The 18,763-nt window shown below is 62.9% G+C and carries 13 protein-coding genes; 5 read left to right on the forward strand and 8 right to left on the reverse strand.

Going from position 1 to position 18,763, the window contains the following annotated elements; all coding sequences use genetic code 11:
• Positions 1–59: 59 nt before the first annotated feature.
• The 6 genes from Q4610_RS11970 to Q4610_RS11995 all read right to left on the reverse strand — a co-directional run bounded on the left by Q4610_RS11970 (position 60) and on the right by Q4610_RS11995 (position 9,192).
• Positions 60–977 carry a formylglycine-generating enzyme family protein gene (locus Q4610_RS11970; RefSeq protein ID WP_304536291.1) on the reverse strand — a complete coding sequence of 306 codons (918 nt, stop codon included), beginning with the start codon at positions 975–977 and terminating at the stop codon, positions 60–62.
• A gap of 28 nt (positions 978–1,005) precedes the next feature.
• Positions 1,006–2,913, reverse strand: a complete 1,908-nt coding sequence (locus tag Q4610_RS11975; protein ID WP_304536180.1) for a sulfatase-like hydrolase/transferase — start codon at positions 2,911–2,913, stop codon at positions 1,006–1,008.
• Positions 2,910–4,598, reverse strand: a complete 1,689-nt coding sequence (locus Q4610_RS11980) for a sulfatase family protein (protein ID WP_304536292.1) — start codon at positions 4,596–4,598, stop codon at positions 2,910–2,912. The genes Q4610_RS11975 and Q4610_RS11980 overlap by 4 nt, the downstream gene beginning before the upstream one ends.
• Before the next feature lie 79 nt (positions 4,599–4,677).
• Positions 4,678–6,420: an arylsulfatase gene (locus Q4610_RS11985; RefSeq protein WP_304536181.1), complete on the reverse strand. Its 1,743-nt coding sequence runs from the start codon at positions 6,418–6,420 to the stop codon at positions 4,678–4,680.
• The gene (locus Q4610_RS11990; protein ID WP_304536182.1) at positions 6,420–7,907 is read right to left on the reverse strand and encodes a sulfatase family protein; all 1,488 of its coding nucleotides are present in this window, start codon (positions 7,905–7,907) and stop codon (positions 6,420–6,422) included. The genes Q4610_RS11985 and Q4610_RS11990 overlap by 1 nt, the downstream gene beginning before the upstream one ends.
• Before the next feature lie 25 nt (positions 7,908–7,932).
• Entirely contained in the window at positions 7,933–9,192 is a 1,260-nt protein-coding gene (locus Q4610_RS11995; protein WP_304536183.1) for a spinster family MFS transporter, read from the reverse strand.
• 337 nt (positions 9,193–9,529) lie between these two features.
• Here Q4610_RS11995 and Q4610_RS12000 point away from each other — a divergent pair, with 337 nt between their 5' ends.
• From Q4610_RS12000 to maiA, 5 genes are all read left to right on the forward strand, one after another.
• Positions 9,530–11,905 (forward strand): TonB-dependent receptor, encoded by a 2,376-nt coding sequence (locus Q4610_RS12000; RefSeq protein ID WP_304536184.1) that lies wholly within the window; start codon positions 9,530–9,532, stop codon positions 11,903–11,905.
• Positions 11,906–12,022: 117 nt separating this feature from the next.
• Positions 12,023–13,702, forward strand: a complete 1,680-nt coding sequence (locus Q4610_RS12005) for a glycoside hydrolase family 3 protein (RefSeq protein ID WP_304536185.1) — start codon at positions 12,023–12,025, stop codon at positions 13,700–13,702.
• Between the two features lie 11 nt (positions 13,703–13,713).
• On the forward strand, positions 13,714–14,778 hold the full coding sequence (gene gtdA / locus Q4610_RS12010) for a gentisate 1,2-dioxygenase (RefSeq protein WP_304536186.1): 1,065 nt from the start codon (positions 13,714–13,716) through the stop codon (positions 14,776–14,778).
• Positions 14,775–15,470 carry a fumarylacetoacetate hydrolase family protein gene (locus Q4610_RS12015; protein ID WP_304536187.1) on the forward strand — a complete coding sequence of 232 codons (696 nt, stop codon included), beginning with the start codon at positions 14,775–14,777 and terminating at the stop codon, positions 15,468–15,470. The genes gtdA and Q4610_RS12015 overlap by 4 nt, the downstream gene beginning before the upstream one ends.
• On the forward strand, positions 15,463–16,098 hold the full coding sequence (gene maiA / locus Q4610_RS12020) for a maleylacetoacetate isomerase (RefSeq protein WP_304536188.1): 636 nt from the start codon (positions 15,463–15,465) through the stop codon (positions 16,096–16,098). Before Q4610_RS12015 ends, maiA begins: the two co-directional genes overlap by 8 nt.
• 7 nt (positions 16,099–16,105) lie before the next feature.
• Here the strand turns inward: maiA and Q4610_RS12025 are convergent, their stop codons facing one another.
• Both Q4610_RS12025 and Q4610_RS12030 read right to left on the reverse strand, forming a co-directional pair.
• Positions 16,106–17,155 carry a LacI family DNA-binding transcriptional regulator gene (locus Q4610_RS12025; protein ID WP_304536189.1) on the reverse strand — a complete coding sequence of 350 codons (1,050 nt, stop codon included), beginning with the start codon at positions 17,153–17,155 and terminating at the stop codon, positions 16,106–16,108.
• Between the two features lie 103 nt (positions 17,156–17,258).
• Complete coding sequence (locus Q4610_RS12030; protein WP_304536190.1) at positions 17,259–18,749, reverse strand: sulfatase family protein; 1,491 nt, start codon at positions 18,747–18,749, stop codon at positions 17,259–17,261.
• Positions 18,750–18,763 lie beyond the last annotated feature (14 nt).

Here is an 18,763-nt window from a genome sequence, read left to right on the forward strand (position 1 = left end):
ATGTACTCCGTTCGGGATGCGCAGATTTGAGGTCAGGCGAGCCGTAGCCGGATGCGGCATCAACGCGCGCGCATGATACAGCGGAAGCCGATATGGCTGGTCGAACTGTCGATCGCCTGCGCATGGCGCGCGGCGGGGCGGTAGCGCTGGCAATAATTGGCGGCGCATAGATGCGACCCGCCCTTTAGCACCTTGCGCGGGATGACGACGGCGGGGGTGGCAGGATCGATGCTTTCGCGCTTCGTCGCGCCGCGCGGATTGGCCGGGACGCAGCAGCTTCCCTTGCCCTTGCGCTCGATCCGGGGCTGGCCATACCAGTCGGCGGTCCATTCCCAGACATTGCCGATCATGTCGTAGAGGCCATAGCCGTTGGCGGGATATGTCCGCACAGGAGAGGTGCGCTCATAACCATCCTCCAGCGTGTTGCCATAGGGGAATGCGCCCTGCCAGTAATTGGCAAGCATCGTCCCCCCCGGCGCAAGCGCATTGCCCCACGCATAGTCGGCGTCATCCAGTCCGCCACGTGCCGCAAATTCCCATTCGGCTTCGGTCGGAAGGCTCTTGCCCGCCCATTTCGCATAGGCCTCCGCATCCTGATAGGCGATATGCACCACCGGATGATCCTCGATCCCGGCGATGCTGCTGTCGGGACCGTGGGGGTGCCGCCAGTCGGTGCCGGTGCTGAACGTCCACCACTGGCTGTAGTCGTCGAGATCGACCGGCCCGGCAGTCCGCTGGAACAGCAGCGATCCGGCGACGGCAAGCGACGGATCCATGCCGGGATAGTCCTTCGGATCGGGGGGAATTTCCGCGAAACTGCGATGGCCGGTTGCCGCCACGAAGGCGGCGAAGTCCCTGTTCGTAACGGGCGTTTCGTCGATCCAGAACCCATCGACGCGCACGGTGCGCACAGGGGCTTCCTCAGGATAGAAGCGGTCCGATCCCATCTGGAACGTTCCGCCGTCGATCCAGTGCATTCCCTCTGTCAAGCCCATGCTTCCTTCTTCAGTCCGGGCCGCCGCCAGCCTTCATGCGCGCCATCATCGCTTCCATGTCGAAAGTGGGGACGGTGGGGGCATAACGGCCCGTAAGCCGCAGTTCCAGATATTTGGCGGCGCGCGCGACATAGCCATTACGGTCATCGCTGGCTGCGGTTGCGACCGCCAGCGCGGGCTTCGCGGCGTCGCCGATGAAGGTCAGCGCGTTGATGGCGTGGAGGCGGACCTGCCAGGGATAGGTCGCGTCGCACAGGCCGATCAGGGCGGGGACGGATTGGTCGGTCTCGCCGCATTTGGCCAGCGCTTCACCCAGTTGGATGCGGACATGGGCCGACGGGTCGGCCGCAAGCCGCTCCGCCATCAGAGACTGCATGGCGCGGGCGGCCTGACCCTGAATGACAAGGCCCATCGCGGCCCAGTAGCGGATGACCTCCACCGGGCTGGTGAGCGCCTGTTTCAGGCGCGGCAGGGCGTCTTCGCCGCCCGCCGCCGCCACGCGGGCGAGGGTCATGACGTCCTTGAGCGGATAGAGTTTGGGATCGCGCGACGGTCCCCAGCCTTCACCCGCCATGGTTTCGGGCAGGAAGCCATTGTCGTTGATGGCGATCATATGCTTGTCCAGCAGTCGGCTGAACTTCGACAAAGTTGCCGCGTAGGCCGGATCGCGCGCCAGATCGTGGATTTCGTGCGGATCGGCGGACAGATCGTACAGTTCCTCGAATGGCTTGGTCTGGAAGAAGCGGTCCTGCACGGCATTGAGCCCGCCGTCGATATGTGCCTGCTCCCAGTCCTGATAGCCCTTGGCGAGCCACTCGAACGCCTGATGCTGTCCCCAGGGACGGTGGGGCATATAGTTGCGGATGTAGCGCCAGCGCCCGTCGGTGACCGTGCGCTGGAAGTCGATGCGTTCGTCCATGCGGTTGCGCATCCCGAAGGCCAGCGCCTGCGGTCGCGCCTTGGGCCCCAGAAACGGCGTGCCGCGCATCTGCGGTGGTTGCACCGCGCCGGCGAGCGACAGCACGGTGGGGGCTAGGTCAATGAAGCTGACGGGGGTGGTGATCTCGCTGCCGGGCGCGGCCGGCATCAGGTGCCGCCATTTGGGCGGCACATAGACGACCATCTCGCAGCGCAGCCCCTCCTCATAGCAATAGCGTTTCGAGCGGCCGAGGACACCGCCATTGTCGGAATAATGAAACACGATGGTGTTGTCGGCGAGGCCATCTGCCTCCAGTTCGGCCAGACGTTCAGCCAACTGGCCGTCCATCTTCTCCATGAGGTTGTAGTAGCTGGCAAAATCCTGCCGGATGCCGGGCCTGTCGGGCAGGAAGGGGGGCAGCGTCACCATGTCAGGTGTCACGCGGCCCGGCACAGGCTTGAAGATGCGCGATTCATGCGTGGTTTCATAGTTGAACACCGCCATGAAGGGCTGGGTCTTGTCGGTACGGGCCCGCCAGTGCGCTTCCTTGCCTTGCCCGTCCCAGATCGCCGCCGGATCGACATCGCAATTATAGTCGGTCTTGGCATTGTTGGTGCAAAAATAGCCCGCGCCGCGCATCAGTTCAGGATAGGTGCGGAAATCCTTTGGTAGTTTTCCAATCGCGCGCATCTGGTTCGCCGGCGCGCAGCTTTCGGGATAGACGCCGGTGAGAATGCCGAAGCGTGACGGTGCGCATACCGGCGCGTTCGAATAGACGTGGCGAAAGAGCAGGCCCTTTTTCGCCAGCCCGTCGATGGTGGGCGTGCGCGCCAGCCGGTCTCCATAGGCGCCGACATAGGGATTATTGTCCTCGCTCACGATCCACAGGATGTTCGGGCGCTCGCCCTTCGCGGACTTCGCAAGCGCGCCCGATCCAGCGGCGGCAGCCAGACCGGCGGCCGACCCCAGAATTGCGCGTCGGGAAATCTCATGGGTCATGGCTTGGCGGCTCCTTCGACCTGACGGGTCAGTTCATCCTTGAGGGGTGGGGTATGGACGAGCGGCTTGCCGACGGCCTGCGCCTTTAGCTTCGCCGGGCTGTCTGGCAGGATGGGGTCAAGCCGGTCCGCGGGATTGGGCTTCACATACCAGTCGGCGGGGAAGTCAGCGGCATGCTTGCCACCGACATCGCGCCGCACCGCACCGATGGACAGGCGCGCGCTGTAGGGGATGACATGGCGGCCATTGCGATCGGCGAGTTGTTGATAGAGCGCCACGCGCAATTCCTGCTTCTTTGTCGCCCAGGCAGGATCGTTGACAAGATTGTGCATCTCGTCCGGGTCTGTGTTGAGGTCGTACAGTTCGTCCGTATCCCAGACGCCATAATATTGGATATATTTCACATTATCCCGCTCGATCGCGAAGGTGCCGGGCGTCATCGGGAAATTATATTCCCAATAATATTCGTAGATGAAGTCGCCGGGCTTCCAGTCCTTGGCCGCCTGCTTGCCTTCCCACAGCGGCCATGCGCTCTGGCCCTCGAACTGCCTGGGGCGGGCGACCCCGGCCACGTCAAGGAACGTCGGCGCGAAATCGAGATTGCGGATGCGGCCTTCATTGACCACGCCAGCTGGGATCGTGCCCGGCTCCCATACGACCAGAGGCACGCGCACCGACGCCTGATAGGCGTTGCGCTTGTCGATCAGCCCATGTTCGCCGACCATATAGCCGTTGTCGGAGGTGAAGACGACCAGCGTATCCTTGTCGAGCTTGTTCCGGCGCAGATAGTCCATGATCCGGCCGAGGCTGTCGTCGATCGCAGACAGGGTGCCGTAATAATATTTGAGATAATCCGTCATCGGCACGTCGGCATTGTAGAAAAAGTCGATGCCGTGCCAACTGTTGCGCTGGTTGCGTACCCAGACCGGCTTACCTTCGCTGTTCGCGGGTGTGTCCGCTGCGCTGGCGGGGAGTGCGAACTTCGCGCGGTCATATTGACGGGCATAGCGCGGCGGGGGCAAGGGGTCGGAATGGACGCCCTTGTGGCTTAGATAGAGGAAGAATGGCTTGGCCGGGTCGCGTTCCTTTTGCAGCCAGTTCATCGCATAGTCGGTCAGTTCATCGGTGATATAGCCCTGCTGCGGCACCGCCTTGCCATCGACATTGAGGTTGGGGGAGCTATGGGCGCTCTCCGCTTTCGCCGGCCAGTAGTTGCCCTGTCCCTTGAAGCTCACCCATTTGTCGAAGCCGGGGCGCGGGCCGTCCGTTTCGCTGCCCATATGCCATTTGCCGAAGAAAGCGGTATTGTAGCCCGATCGTTGCAGATAGCCGGGGAAATAGGTGAGGCCCGCTTCGCTACTGTCATTGTTATCCACGATGCCGTGGTTGCGGGCGGTCTGACCTGTCAGGATTGTCGCGCGGCTGGGGCTGCACAGGGATGATGTGACGACAGCGTTGGGGAAGTAGCTGCCTTCTTTCGCCATCCGGTCGATGTTGGGCGTCTTGATCAGACCGGGCTGGAGGAAGCCCATGCCGTCGTAGCGCAGGTCATCGACAAGCACGAAGATGATGTTGCGCGGGCGCTGTTGTTGCGCCGGCGCGGCGGCAAGCGCAGGCTTGGGCGCGGCGGCAACCAGCGCTGAGGGTACGACGGCGCAGGCGACCAGGCAGGCCGCCCCGGTCATCGCGCGACGCAGAGTAGAGGCCCAGTTGGTCTTGTTCGGCACGTTCCTGTCCTTTTGATGTGGGATATGCGCCACCGGTCTATTCCCGACCAGGCGGAGGCGGGGTGCGATCGCCGCTGCCATCAAACCGTTCGCGGTAGCGGTAGATTTTAGGTGCCTCGGCAAGCGCGGGCGTGGAGAAGCGGCGTGCTTCCCGCCACCAGAGCGCCTGCATCGCCCTCAGTCTCGCCGGCATCACGGCTGCGAGGTCGTGATTTTCGGACGGGTCTGCCTGCGTATCGTAAAGCTGCCACACATCCTTGTCGAAATCGCCGTCGCGGGGATGGACGGCGATCGCCCGCCATTTGCCCTGCGTGATCGCGCGATTACCGCGCAGCTCGAAATATTGCACGGTGCGTGGGGGCGGAGCGGACGGGTTGCCGATGGTGGGCAGGAAGGTTCGCCCCGCTACCGGGATTTCCGCTCTTCCGGCCAGTGCGGCGGGAAAAGCGGTGCCGGCCGCCGCGGCCAGCGTAGGCGCGATGTCCACGGCATCGACATAGTGCGGGCGGACGCTTCCCGGATTGCCGACCCGGCGCGGCCAACTGACGATCATGGGCGTGCGCACGCCACCCAGTTGCGGCCAGATCTTGTAGCGGCGGAAAGGCGTGCTGCCGAGCCACGCCCAGGGACGTTGATATTCGCTTTGCGTTTTGTCGGTGCCAAGCTCGTCGATGCGCGCCAGCATCTGATCGGGTGTCAGCCGGTTAGGCTTGTACATGACATCGAACGCGCCCTTCTGCCCGGCCTCCGATGCTGCACCGTTGTCGGAGACGAGGACGACCAGCGTATTGTCGAACCGGCCCGTATTTTTGAGGTGCTGGATCAGCCTGCCGATCTGCGCGTCAGTATGGGTGATGAAGCCGGCATAGGTCGCCATGAACCGCGCGAACACTATCTTTTCGGTTGGTGTGAGGTCGCTCCAGGCACGGTCGCCATCGGCGCGCGGCGTCAGTTTCGCGTGGGATGGCATGATCCCGAACGCCTTCTGCCGCGCCAGCCGTTCCTCGCGAAGGGCGTCCCAGCCCTTGGCGTAGACGCCGTCATAGCTGTCGATATAGGCACGGGGCACCTGGATCGGCGCATGGCCCGCGCCATAGGCGAGATAGAGAAATTGAGGCTTGCTCTTGCCAGCATCCAGCGCACGGATCGCGCGGTCCGTAATGTCGGCGGAAAAATGATAGCCGGGCGTGTCGGGCTTGGGCAGCCGCTGGTTCCCCTCGATCAGGTCCGGGTGATATTGATCGGTCCAGCCAAGGAAGAAGCCGTAGAAGTCGTCGAACCCCCGCTGAAGCGGCCAGGAGCCGTTATGCCCGGGCGATCCGTCTTCATCCTCTGGCGCGAGATGCCATTTGCCCAATCCATGCGTGGCATAGCCCGCGCGCCTGAGAACCTGGGCGATGGTGCTGGCGTTGGCCGGCAACTCCCCCCGGTCGCGGGTCAGATCCGTCGGATCGACCTTTTGCGCCGGCAGGTCGACCATGCGCACCGTCTGCGGATTGCGCCCGGTCAGCAGCGAGGCACGGGTCGGGGAACAGACCGCCTTGCTGTCGAAATGATTGTAGCGAAGACCGCCCATCGCGAGCGCATCGATATTGGGCGTGCGGATTTCGGAGCCGAAAGCACCGATGTCCGAATAGCCAACATCGTCCAGCACGATCAGGATGATGTCAGGCCGAGGCTTGGCTACTTCACTGGCGGACAAAGAAGACGAGACCAGCCCTGCGGCGAACAGCGACAGGCCGGTAAGCAGGGACGATCGCAAAAACGGGGGCCTTGCCATCAGTAGACCATCTCCGTCTCACGCCCGTTGACCGTTACCTTGCGGGTCGTGTGCAGCTTCCAAAGGGGGGCGGGCAGGCTTGTGCGGAACCGCTCGATCGCGGTGCCGAGACGCTGGGCACCAACCGGATCGCTGCCGGACAGATCGCGGGTTTCGGCCGGATCGCGCTTAACGTCATAGAGGTGCGATTGATTCCAGTCGCGCGAGAGCCATAGCTTGCGGTCGCCCTGCCGCGCGGCATAAACCGGCTCCTGCCCCCAAACCAACAGCCGATTGGGCTGTGGCCGGCGGGCGGTCGCAACGAGATCGCGACCTTCCAGTTCGCGGGGCAGCGGTTGTTCGGGATCAGCCGCGCGCAATATCGTGGCGGCGATGTCGAGTGACGACACCGGGCTGGCGCTGATCCCCCGGATTTTCATGCCCGCGGGCCAGGAAAGCATGAAGGGAACCCGCGTGCCGCCTTCCAGATAGGTGAACTTGCCGGCGCCGAAGGGATGGTCGGGATTGCAGAAGCCGAAGCGGTGCGGGCACCCGTTGTCCGAAAGGAAGACGACCATCGTGTCATCTCGCAGGCCTCGCCGTTCCAGCGTGTCGAGGATTTTGCCCACGCCATCGTCCATCGCCGCTATCATCGCGACATAGGTGCGGCGCACCGGATCTTTGATGTGCGCAAACCGGTCATACCATGCCCGAGGCACCTGAAGCGGCCAGTGTGGCGCATTGTAGGCGACATAGGCAAAGAAGGGCCGGCTCCTTTCCGCCGACGCACGGCTGATGAAGTCGACGGCGCGACCGGTGATCTGGTCGGTGAGGTATCCGCTGAAATCGTCCGCCGGGCTAGCGTCCGGTCCTTCGACCATGGCGTGGTTTCCAGAGCGCGGACCGATGGGATATTTATCTGCCTTCGTCGGCGTCGTCACGATGCCGGGCGTCGCCGGATCGACATAGTTGGTTTCGCCCGCGAGGAAGCCGAAAAACTCGTCGAATCCCCGACGTGTCGGGTAGAATTGTGGCTCCGCACCCAGATGCCATTTGCCGAACGCCGCCGTGCGATAGCCCCGCAGTCGCAGCCGATCGGCGATCGTCTTCTGATCTACCGGCAGGCCCGCGCCCGGATCGCCCTCGTCATTGATGTTGTAGGTGAAGCCGAAACGCTGCGGCATCCGGCCGGTCAGCAGCGCGGCGCGACTGACGGCGCAGACCGAAGCCGCGACATAGCCGTCCGAAAACGCGACGCCGCTGCGGGCGATCCGGTCAATATTGGGCGTCGGCGCATCGCTGCGGCCATAGGTCGAGACATCCGCCCAATCGAGGTCATCGACGAGAATGACGACGATGTTGGGTTTACCCTTTGCAACCGGAGCGATGGCGCGACCGGAGGATCGGGGGGCTGCAGCGCCTGTCGCGCCGGAACCGGCCAGCCCGAAGGATAAGGCACTGGTGGCGAGGATCGCGGCGAACAGAAGGCGGCGGGATCGGCGGGGCATGGGGAACCTCCCTGGAAAGGCTGCGTCAGGCTGCGGCGGGCGCGATGGCGCGGCCATAGCCCTTAAGTCCCAGCAGCAGCGCGGCCACCGAAAGGGGTGAAGCAATGGCGCAGACGAGCGTGATCGCGTCGGGAAGCGATTGCGGATCGCCATACCAATAGTCGGTGACCAGCGCGATGGCGAATGGCCCACCCGCCGCACCGATCAGGTTCACCATCAGCATGTAGCCGGCCGATACCGACGCGCGCATGCGGTTGGGGGTGATTTCCTGCAACGCGGCCAAACCGCCGCCGAAATTGAAACCGGCCAAGAAGTTCATCGCGCCGATCAGCGCGAGCGAGAGCGCAGCCGTCGGCATTTGCGGGAACAGGATAGTCACGGGGATGAGGCAGGTGAACCCGAACAGCGCCGCGTATAGATTGCCACGCGCGATACCGCGCCGTCGCAGCGCCGTGGCGACAAACCCACCGATCAGCGTGCCGCTGACCCCGCAGACCGCCGTGATGGACCCATAAAGCCCGCCAATCTCCGCCGTCGTCAGGCCGAACTTGCGCTCAAGGAAGGCGGGAATCCACGCGCCCGTCGCGTTACCGACGAGGATCATCAGCGCAAAGCCGCAACTGATCCCGACATAGGCTTGCCAATGCCGGCCGACATGGGCGAACAGTTGAGAGAAAGGCGGGCTGGGCTGATGCCCGCCTTCGCCCATGCGCGGGGGTTCGCGTACCAGCAGCATCAGACCCGACAGGATCAGGCCGGGAATGCCCAGCATCAGGAAGACGAGGTGCCAGCCCTTGACTGCGCCGATCAGCGGCACGGCAACGATGCTGGCGGGCGGCACGACACTGGCAAGCAGGCCGCCGAGCAGCAGCGCTGCCGCACCCCCAACATAGATACCCATCTGATAGACGCCCATGGCGGCGGGCAGTTTTTCCTTCGGAAAATAATCGGAAAGAATGGAATAGGCGGCCGGGCTTAGACCGCCTTCGCCCGCGCCCACGCCGATTCGGGCAACGAACAGCATGCCGAAGCCGCGCGCCACACCGCATAGCGCGGTTGCAAGGCTCCAGATGAAAATCGCGGCAGCGACGATGTTGCGGCGGTTGGCGCGATCCGCGAGGCGCGCCACGGGGATGCCAACCAGCACGTAGAACATGGTGAAGCTGAGGCCATAGAGCAGGCTCATGGCCGTATCGCTCACCTGGAGATCGTCCTTGATTGGCTGGACCAGCAGGGCCAAAGCCTGACGATCAACGAAGGCAAGCGTATTAGCGGCAGCCAGCATGATGGCTGCAAACCATGCCTGTCGCGGTGCGGGCCATGCGTCCTGCCGTGCCGACTCTCCCATCATTCACCCTCTCGTCTATGTAACGCTACAAAAGACCCTGTTGTCGCTCGTGTCAATATATTGCGATGCCAACGCGATCTAAGTGCGGAAAGAAGATGTTTGCGTCGAATTGAAGATAGGTGTGGCGGAACTGCATCGCTCTCGCCCGGACTGTGAGAACGTTCCAAAGCAGATTGACAAACCTTCACTATCCAATGTAGCGGTAAATTCAGATGGCGCAGATACAGGGCGCATCGTCGTACCGACAAAAAGAGTTTCAGGGAGGGGAGCCGGGATGGCCAGCCAGAAATTTACGCAGATATCGTCCGCTTCGGTCGTCGCGCTCGCTGCGATGCTTATCGCAACACCGGGGCAGGCGCAGGACCAGGCAGCACCGGAAGCAGCGCCGGGCGACATCGTCGTCACCGCGCAAAAGCGCGCCGAGCGGCTTCAGGATGTGCCGCTCGCCGTCACGGCTGTTGGCTCGGACACGCTCGAATCGCGTCAGATCAACGACACCAACTCGCTGGTGCAGGCGGTGCCGTCGCTTTCGTTCCAGCAGGGCGCCAACCCCACCAACACCAGCTTCCGCATTCGCGGCATCGGTACAGCCCTGTTCGGCCAGGGGGTCGAGCCTTCCGTATCCGTGGTCGTTGACGGCGTCGTTGCGGTCCGCTCCGCGCAGGGATTTTCGGAACTGGCCGATGTCGAGCGCGTCGAAGTGTTGCGCGGTCCGCAGGGCACGCTGTTCGGCAAGAATGCGTCCGCCGGCGTCATCAGCGTCACGACCGCCCGTCCCTCGCGCGAGTTCGAGGGTAAGGGCGACTTCACCATTGCCGAACATAATGAATATCGCGCGCGCGGCACCGTATCGGGTCCGATTTCCGACACGCTGCGCGCCCGCGTGTCGGGCTTCTACAGCGACGTGCAGGGCATCACCCGCAATATTACGACCAACAAATGGGTCAACGGCAGCAAGAGCTGGGGCGTGCGCGGCAAGCTCGAATGGGATGCGACCGAAAGCCTGACCTTCCTGCTGGCAGGCGAATATCGCAAGACGGACGCGGATTGTTGCGCTTCGACGCTGATCCAGATCCGCAACCCCGTGCTCCAGTCGCTCGTCGGACCGATCTCCGCCTCGCGCGAGAATCGGCAGATCGCCGACGATGCTGACACCTACGCCAACAGCAAGGCGCAGACCTATTCGCTCCAGGCGGACTGGGACCTGGGCAGCGCGACCGTCACCTCGATCAGCGCGTTCCAGAAATATGAGCTGGACGTCAATCAGCCGATCGACCGCATTCCCGCCACTTCGCCCATCTTCCTCGGCACGCCAGCGTTCGCACCCTATACCTTCTGGAACCAGAATCATGGGCAGGTCGATCTCAAGGCCTGGTCGCAGGAACTGCGCATCGGCAATAACGGCACGTCGGACCTCAACTATGTCGTTGGCGCCTTCTATATGCACAGCTACATCCTGCGCCCGTTCGACCGTCGCCGTGCGCGCTGCACGGCTGGCGTCGTGGGGCAGCCGTGCGCGAATGCGAATATCGTCTGGCAATCGTCGGCCAGCCGCATCCGGCTGGTGCAGGACAGCATCGCCGCCTTCGGTCAGGCGGACTATCGCATCGTCGGCGGCCTGCGCGCGATCGGCGGGATTCGCGTGCAATATGAAAAGGGCACGAACAGCGGCACCCGCATCGCCCCGATCGTTGCCGGCGACGCCATTTTCCCGGCCAATCCGCCGGTCAGCGGCAGCTTTTCTGCGCATGATATGGCGGTGACCGGCAAGGCTGGCCTGCAATATGAATTCAGCCGCAATGCGCAGCTCTACGCCAGCTACACGCGCGGCTATAAGGGGCTGGGCTATGAAATGGAGATCAGCGGCGACCTCGCCAACCAGAAGGCCATCCAGCCCGAACATGTGAACGCCTATGAAATCGGGTTCAAGGGCAGCACCATCGACCGCACCTTCAGCATCTCGGCCGCGTTGTTCCAGGCCGACTATTCTAACCTTCAGGTACAGACCAACCGGTCCGATCCCGCCACCGGCGTTGTCCAGTTCGTGACCACCAACGCCGGTTCGTCGCGCAGCCGCGGCTTCGAAATCGAAGCGACACTGCGCCCGTCCGACTCCTTTTCCGTCAATGCCGCCGTGACCTATGCGCAGTCGCGCATCAACATCGACGGCCTTAACTGCCCGATTCAGTTGCAGGCGGCAGCGCCTGTGCTGACCGGCACGCCGATCAACATCTGCTACCGCACTGCGGCCGGCGCCGCGCCGCTCCAGAATCTGCGCAACCGCGCGCTCCAGGCCAGCCCTGACTGGCGTGTCGGCGTGACGCCGCGCTATGACTATGAAGGCGACAGCTTCAACGCCTTCGCGCAGATCAGCGCCAATTTCACCAGCGCACAGAACTTCACGGCCGAGCTTGATCCGCTGACCGTCCAGCCCGCCTATACGCTGGTCGATGCCACCGTCGGCATCACCACGGCAGACAAGCGCTACGGCGTCTCGCTGTTCGTGAAGAACCTGTTCGACGAATATTACCTGACCAACATCGGGCACAATTCGATCATGTCGACGACCGCCAACCCGCTGGATCTGGTCGCCAACTACAACAAGGACAGCAGCCGCTATTTCGGAGCGATCTTCAGCGCCCGCTTCTGATCCTTCCTTGGGGCCGGGCGGTTGCCGTCCGGCCTCCTTCTTCCCCGCATCAAGGATGACCATGCCCACCTTTCTCCCCTTGATCGCCATGCCGGCGCGCACCGCAGGATGAGCGACATGACCGAGGCGACGGCCGATCCGCTCCACATCGATGCGCAGGCGCGTCAGTGGGTGGAGCGGACTCGCGATGCCATGCGCGTCGAGGAGCTGGTGGGGCAGCTTTTCATTTTTTCGACTTCGCAGGACAGCCGCGAGGAACTGACACCGCTGCTGTCGTTGAAACCCGGTGGGATCAACCGCTTTCCCAGCCCGGATTTGGCGGCGTTCCGCAATGCGACGGTTCATGCAATCGAGACGTCTGACGTCCCGCCTATCTTTACCGGCGACATTGAGGGCGGCACGATCAGCTATCCCTTCGCCACCGCCGTGCCCAACATCATGGGTATCGCCGCGTGCGACGATATCGCCACAACCGAGGCCATCGCGCGTCTGGTAGCGCGCGAAAGCCGGGTACTCGGCTATGACTGGTCCTTTGGACCGGTCGTCGATGTGAACCGTGCCTTCCGCAGCGCTATCGTAGGCACGCGATCCTTCGGATCGCAGCCGGAACGCATCATGGCACAGGCAAGCGCCTATGTCCGCGCGCTTCAGGAGGAGGGGGTTGCCGCCTGCCTTAAGCACTGGCCTGGCGACGGCATCGATGATCGGGACCAGCATCTGGTCACCAGCGTCAATTCGCTGTCGCTTGAAGAGTGGCACAGTCTGTTCGGGCGAATCTACCGATCGCTGATCGATGAAGGCGTCATGACGGTGATGTCTGCGCACATCGCCTTCCCGGCCTATATTCGTGCCCATATGCCGGACGCAGGGCGAGAGGCATTTCAACCCGCCACCGTATCCCGCCTGCTGAACCAGCGGCTGCTGCGCGAGGAACTGGGCTTCCAGGGGCTCATCGTCTCGGACGCCACAGGCATGGGCGGTCTTACCAGTTGGATGGAACGGTCGGAAACCGTCCCGGCGGTAATCCAGAATGGCTGCGACATGTTCTTGTTCAGCCGCGCGCCGGAGCGGGATCATGGTTTCATGCTTGAAGGGCTGCGCAAAGGGCTCTTATCCGAAGCGCGACTTTATGAAGCGGTGACGCGCATCCTGACGCTCAAAGCCCGCCTTGGCCTGCACGATGTCAATCCGGCGGACCGAATGATGCCGCTCGACGCCATGCGCGATGCGTTACAGACTCCGGCGCATGGCGAAGTGGCGGTAAAGGCGGCAGGCCAGAGCATCACCCTGGTCAAGGATACGCAAAGCCTGTTGCCGCTCGACCCGGCGCAGCATCGCCGCGTCGTCATCATCGCGGAGGATGGCTTCAGTTTCTGGGATGGCGCCCTGTCGCGCAGCTACGATCCCTTCCTGGAGGAACTGCGCGCGCGAGGCTTTGAGCCGCGGATACTGGACATCGAACAGTGGCCCACGCGGGAGGATACCGATCTCGTCCTGTATCTGGTCGGACAGGAAGCGACACCTAGCGCGTCGCGCATCTTCCTGGATTTTGTCAAGCTTCACGGGTCGAACCGCAAGGCGATGACGCAATTGCCGCAGGAAATACCCACAGCGCTTCTGTCCTTTGGACAGCCCTATTATCTCTATGATGCGCCGCATGTCATGACCTGCGTCAATGCTTACAGCGCGATCGAACCCGTACAGCGCGAGACGGTGCGGCGACTGGTTGGCGAAGCGCCGTTTACAGGGGTCAGCCCGGTTGATCCATTCTGTGGACGAGAGCAACTGCGTTGGTGAAGGAGGACTGCATGACGAGCACCCCTGAAAACCGCGGCAGGAACGACCAGCGCAGCCAGTTGGAGATGCTTTACGCGCAGATGGCGCCAAAGGGTCTTCTACCGCTGTGGGAAAGCCTGCATGCGCTGGTGCTCGCCGAGCCGAAATCGCCGGCGCAACCCTGGCGCTGGGGTTATGCGGAGGTGCGCGAGTATCTAATGCGCGCGGGCGACATCATCAGTGCCCAACAGGCCGAACGTCGCGTGCTCATCATGGAAAATCCCGGTCTTTCCGGGCAGTCGGCCATCACGCCCAGCCTGTATGCCGGATTGCAACTGATTTTGCCGGGGGAGGTTGCGCCGTGCCACCGCCATACGCAAAATGCGTTGCGTTTCGTCATGGAAGGAAGCGGGGCGTTTACCGCGCTGGACGGAGAAAAGGCGATCATGCAGCCTTTTGATCTGGTCCTTACGCCTGCGGGCCAGTGGCACGATCATGGCAATGAGACGGACCAGCCGATGATCTGGCTTGACGGGCTGGACATTCCGACCGTGCGCCTGTTCGACGCAAGCTTTGCCGAGAGGCTGGATGTGGCGGCGCACCCGGAAACGGTCCCGGCCGGCGATACGCTCGCCCGCTACGGCCATAATATGCGTCCGATGCGGGGCAGCGCCGCGGATCGCCGCCCTGCCGGTCGGCCGCTGTTCCACTATCGCTATGCCGACTGGCGACCAGCGCTGGAAGCGATGGCGGGCAGCGCTGACATCGACCCACATCTTGGCCATGCGCTGGAATTTCTCAATCCCGCCGATGGCGGGCCGATCCTGTCCACCATTTCCGCACATGTCCGCTTGCTGCCCGCCGGCTTCGAGACAAAGCCTCGTCAATCGACAGACGGCACCGTCTTCGTGGTGGTGGAGGGCGAGGCAAGCCTGCTGCTGGGCGATGAAGAAATACAGCTAGGGCCGCGCGACGTCGTCGTCATACCCTCCTGGACGCCGCACCGTTTTCTCAGCCGCTCGCAGACCATATTGTTCGGCTATTCCGACAAGGCTTCGCAGATGAAGCTCGACCTCTACCGGGAGCACAACCATTGACCCTCTTGTTCGACCCTCAGCCTCCCGTCCTGGCGTCCACTAGCGACGGACATGACTATCCGGTTCGCCGCCTGTTCTGCATCGGTCGCAACTATGCCGACCATGCCAAGGAAATGGGCGTTGAAGTGGACCGTGAAGCGCCTTTCTACTTCACCAAATGGGCCGAAACGATCATGCCCAGCGGCCCGATCGCCTACCCGCCGATGACGGGCAATTACCATTATGAAGCCGAACTGGTCGTCGCCATCGGCAAAGGCGGCCGTGACATTCCGGCCGATCAGGCGACAGCCCATATCTATGGCTATGCGACCGGTCTCGACATGACCCGCCGCGACCTTCAGCTTGAGGCACGCGGCAAGGGTCGGCCCTGGGACGCAGGCAAGAATGTCGAGCAGTCGTCACCGCTCGGCATTATCCATCCAATCAGCGAAACCGGCGAACTGACGGCCGGCGCAATCTTTCTGACCGTCAATGGCGTGATCAGGCAGCAGGCAGACCTGCGCGATCTCATCCATTCGGTTCCTGAGCTTATCGCCTTCCTTTCGCGCGCTTATCGGCTGGAGCCGGGTGATCTCATCTACACCGGCACACCGGCGGGCGTCGGGGCCGTGGTACCGGGCGACGAGATCGTCGTATCGATCGACGGCTTGACCGACATCAAGGTCACCATCGCTCCCGCAGCACATGACTGACATGATCTTGCATGGCTTTTGGCGATCCTCCGCATCATGGCGCGTGCGGATCGCGATGGGAATGAAGGGCATATCCTGGTCTGACCGCACCTATCGCCTGCGCGCGGGTGAACAGCGGTCGGACGCCTATCTGACACTCAACCCGCAGGGTCTTGTGCCCGCGCTGGAAATCGACGGCGCCGTGCTGACGCAGAGCCTTGCCATCTGCGAATATCTGGAAGAGCTGTATCCTGATCCGCCGCTGCTCCCCGCCGATCCCCTCGATCGAGCGCGGGTGCGCGGCTTCGCCCAGGCGATCGCATGCGACATCCACCCGATCCAGAACCTCAAGGTGTTGCGGATGCTGGGGCAGCGTGGGCTGGATGAGGACACGGTGCAGGGCTGGGCGCGTGAAGTCATCGAAAGCGGGCTGGAAGCCTGCTCTCGCCTCATCGCGGACCGGAATGGGTCTTACTGTTTCGGTGACAGCGTGACGCTTGCCGACGTCGTCCTGATCCCGCAGCTTCATAACGCCCGCCGCTTCGGCGCGCGCATCGATTATCCAAGGATCGAGGCGATAGAGGCCGCTTGCAGCACGCTCCCGGCCTTTGCCGCCGCGCATCCCGCGCGCCAGCCCGACGCGGAATGATCGCTCCTCAAGCCGGTGCCGGCCCAGTCGACTGGCGCTCGATCATTTGATGATCGACATAGATGACGCGCGGCGGCTCGTTTGTCGCATCGTCGCGTAGCGTCGCGACCAGCCGCTCGGCCGCCTTCTCCGCCATAAGCGCCAGCGGCTGGCGAACGGTGGTCAGCGCAGGCCAGATCTTGACCGCAATAGGCGTATCGTCGAACCCGGTGACGGACAATTCATCGGGCACCGCGATCTTGTTGCGCAGCGCCACGTTGACGAAAGCGGCGGCCATGTCGTCGTTGCCCGCGATCACGGCGGTGAAATCGGGCCGCCTTGCCAGCACCTGTTCGGCGAGCGCCAGCCCCGCCTCGAACGAGGGCGGCGCCTCCCACACCAGTTCCATATCGGCCACGACGCCTGCATCGCCCAAGGCGCGCAGATAGCCTCTGAGGCGCGACGCAGCCACCAACGCGGTGGGCAGAGTCACAATGGCGATCCGCCGATGCCCCTTGTCGAGCAGCATCCGCGTCAGCTCATAAGACGCCTTCTCGTCGTCGATCCGCACGCAATCCATGTTGCGCAAGTCGCCGCCGGGCGCGAGGCCGATCATTGGCACGTCATGCCGATCGGGCAGGCCCGCCAAGCTCGCCGCTTCACAGATTGGCGGTGGCAGCAACAGCCCGTCGATCCCGTTGCGCAGCAGCTTCTCGACGCTGCCGATGGGATCGGTGAAGTCGTAGATTTCCAGTATCAATTGCACGCCCAGCCGTGATGTGGCGCGCAGGCTTCCAACCAGCATCGCGCTCAGCAGCGCGCTGTCGATGTCGCGATGCAGCAGCCCGATGCGCAGCGTCCTGGCTGCCGCCAAGCTGCGCGCTGCGGAATTGGGCGTGTAGTTAAGCGCCTCGACCGCCGCCAGAACCGCCTCGCGGGTGGCTGGATTGACGAAGCTCTTGTTATTGATGACATTGGAAACGGTCATCGCCGATACGCCTGCATGCTTTGCGACGGCGGTGATGGTGGGGCCTTTCGACCCGCGCCGTCTCTTGCGGCCATTATCCTGCGTCGTCATGTCGTCCTTGATCGTCTGGCGAGAAACATGGTCATACCCTCGGACCTCGGAACAATCCATCCGTCCGCGATGCGTTTGCAATCCAATCGGTCGCACGCGCCGGTCAGTCGCCGCCCCGGATGCGGTACTTGGCCGGTTCCTGTCGGATCGCCGGCGTGCCACCCGAAAGCGTGAGACGGAAGTTGCCGAGTTGCGGATCACCTGTCCGTTCCATCTCGACCAGCATCAGCCGCTTCATCTCCTCACCTTTTGCGCGATAGGCCGGATCGTCGATAAGGTTGCGACGCTGGCCTGGATCGGCGGCGAGATCGTACAGCGCCATCGGATAGCCCATGACATATTGCCGCACACGCATCGCGATGCGCGGGTCTGTCTCCGCGGCCTTCACCATGGCGGGGTAAGTGAGGCCCCACATGCTTTCCGTCTTGAACTGCGTCTTTCCGTCGGCCCAGGCGGTATAATGAAAGGCGTAGCGCCGGTCCTGCAAGGTGCGCGAAGGATAGAGGAAGCCACTCGACACATAATCGACATAGGAGATGATGAAAGGCCGGTCCTGCGCCACGGCACCTTCAAGCATGGGAACCCAGGATTGCCCATCCCGGTCGTCGAGGGGCTTGGCTTGCAAAAGATCGAGCAGCGTCGGCAGGATGTCGAGGTTGGTGGTCAAAGTATCGAATCGCCGCGGCCTTGCCATGCCAGGGTAGCGAAGGAGAACGGGGGTGCGGATACCATGATCGTACACGCTCGCCTTGGCGAAGGGCATCGGCATTCCGTGGTCGGCCACGAACAGGATGATCGTGTCATCCCATGCGCCGCTGTCCTTGAGCGCTTTCAGAATATTGCCGACCGCCATGTCCAGCCTCTGCACCGAATTCCAATATTGCGCCATTTCCTCGGCAATGTCAGGAAGATCCTCCAGATTGTCCGGGATTGGCACCTGACCAGCCTTAAGCGGGCTGGCAATGCGATAAGGCACGGCCTGCGCATGATCGAGTTCCCGCGCGTCCTCGCTGCCGTAGAAAGGGCGGTGTGGATCGTTGATGTTGCAGTTGATGAAGAACGGCTTGTATTGCGCCTGCGCTTCCGTCACCGCCAGCCGCAGCATGTCGGCATGCACCATGGGATGTCGGTCCTTCCCCTCCTGCTTCATGTCCCACGGGAAGGATGAAGCGGGTTGCATATGCCCGATCTTGTGGCTTGCCGCACAATAATAGCCCTCCATCGACAAGGCGGTGCAGAGCGTGGACGTGCCTTCCTTCATCGGAAAGAAGCCGTTGCCGCCGTTTTTGTGCGGAAGCAGCCCGCTCATCAATGCCTGCCGCGACGGCATGCAGATCGGAGCGACGGTCCGCACCTGCTCGAACACATGGCACTGTGCGGCAAGGCCGTCGAGGTGAGGCGTCAGGCCACTGCGCCGATTCATGAAGCCCAGTGCTGACCAATCCACATCGTCCGACGTAATGAGCAGCAGATTATGGCGCTTGCGCGGGTCCCGTTTCACATAATCGATCGCACGGGCATAGCCCGGCAGCGCGCCCATGATCGCGACCGCGGCACCTGCCTGCAAAAACCGACGTTTGCGCGTGTTGATCATGGCGGCTCTCCTTC

This window comes from Sphingobium cyanobacteriorum, from assembly GCF_030580935.1.
Classification (GTDB): Bacteria; Pseudomonadota; Alphaproteobacteria; order Sphingomonadales; family Sphingomonadaceae; genus Sphingobium; species Sphingobium cyanobacteriorum.

Coding starts and splice junctions, on each gene's coding strand:
- Q4610_RS11970 (WP_304536291.1), bottom strand. CDS start 977: ATGCACTGGATCGACGGCGGAACGTTCCAGATGGGATCGGACCGCTTC.
- Q4610_RS11975 (WP_304536180.1), bottom strand. CDS start 2,913: ATGACCCATGAGATTTCCCGACGCGCAATTCTGGGGTCGGCCGCCGGT.
- Q4610_RS11980 (WP_304536292.1), bottom strand. CDS start 4,598: ATGACCGGGGCGGCCTGCCTGGTCGCCTGCGCCGTCGTACCCTCAGCG.
- Q4610_RS11985 (WP_304536181.1), bottom strand. CDS start 6,420: ATGGCAAGGCCCCCGTTTTTGCGATCGTCCCTGCTTACCGGCCTGTCG.
- Q4610_RS11990 (WP_304536182.1), bottom strand. CDS start 7,907: ATGCCCCGCCGATCCCGCCGCCTTCTGTTCGCCGCGATCCTCGCCACC.
- Q4610_RS11995 (WP_304536183.1), bottom strand. CDS start 9,192: ATGCTGGCTGCCGCTAATACGCTTGCCTTCGTTGATCGTCAGGCTTTG.
- Q4610_RS12000 (WP_304536184.1), top strand. CDS start 9,530: ATGGCCAGCCAGAAATTTACGCAGATATCGTCCGCTTCGGTCGTCGCG.
- Q4610_RS12005 (WP_304536185.1), top strand. CDS start 12,023: ATGACCGAGGCGACGGCCGATCCGCTCCACATCGATGCGCAGGCGCGT.
- gtdA (WP_304536186.1), top strand. CDS start 13,714: ATGACGAGCACCCCTGAAAACCGCGGCAGGAACGACCAGCGCAGCCAG.
- maiA (WP_304536188.1), top strand. CDS start 15,463: ATGACTGACATGATCTTGCATGGCTTTTGGCGATCCTCCGCATCATGG.
- Q4610_RS12025 (WP_304536189.1), bottom strand. CDS start 17,155: ATGACGACGCAGGATAATGGCCGCAAGAGACGGCGCGGGTCGAAAGGC.
- Q4610_RS12030 (WP_304536190.1), bottom strand. CDS start 18,749: ATGATCAACACGCGCAAACGTCGGTTTTTGCAGGCAGGTGCCGCGGTC.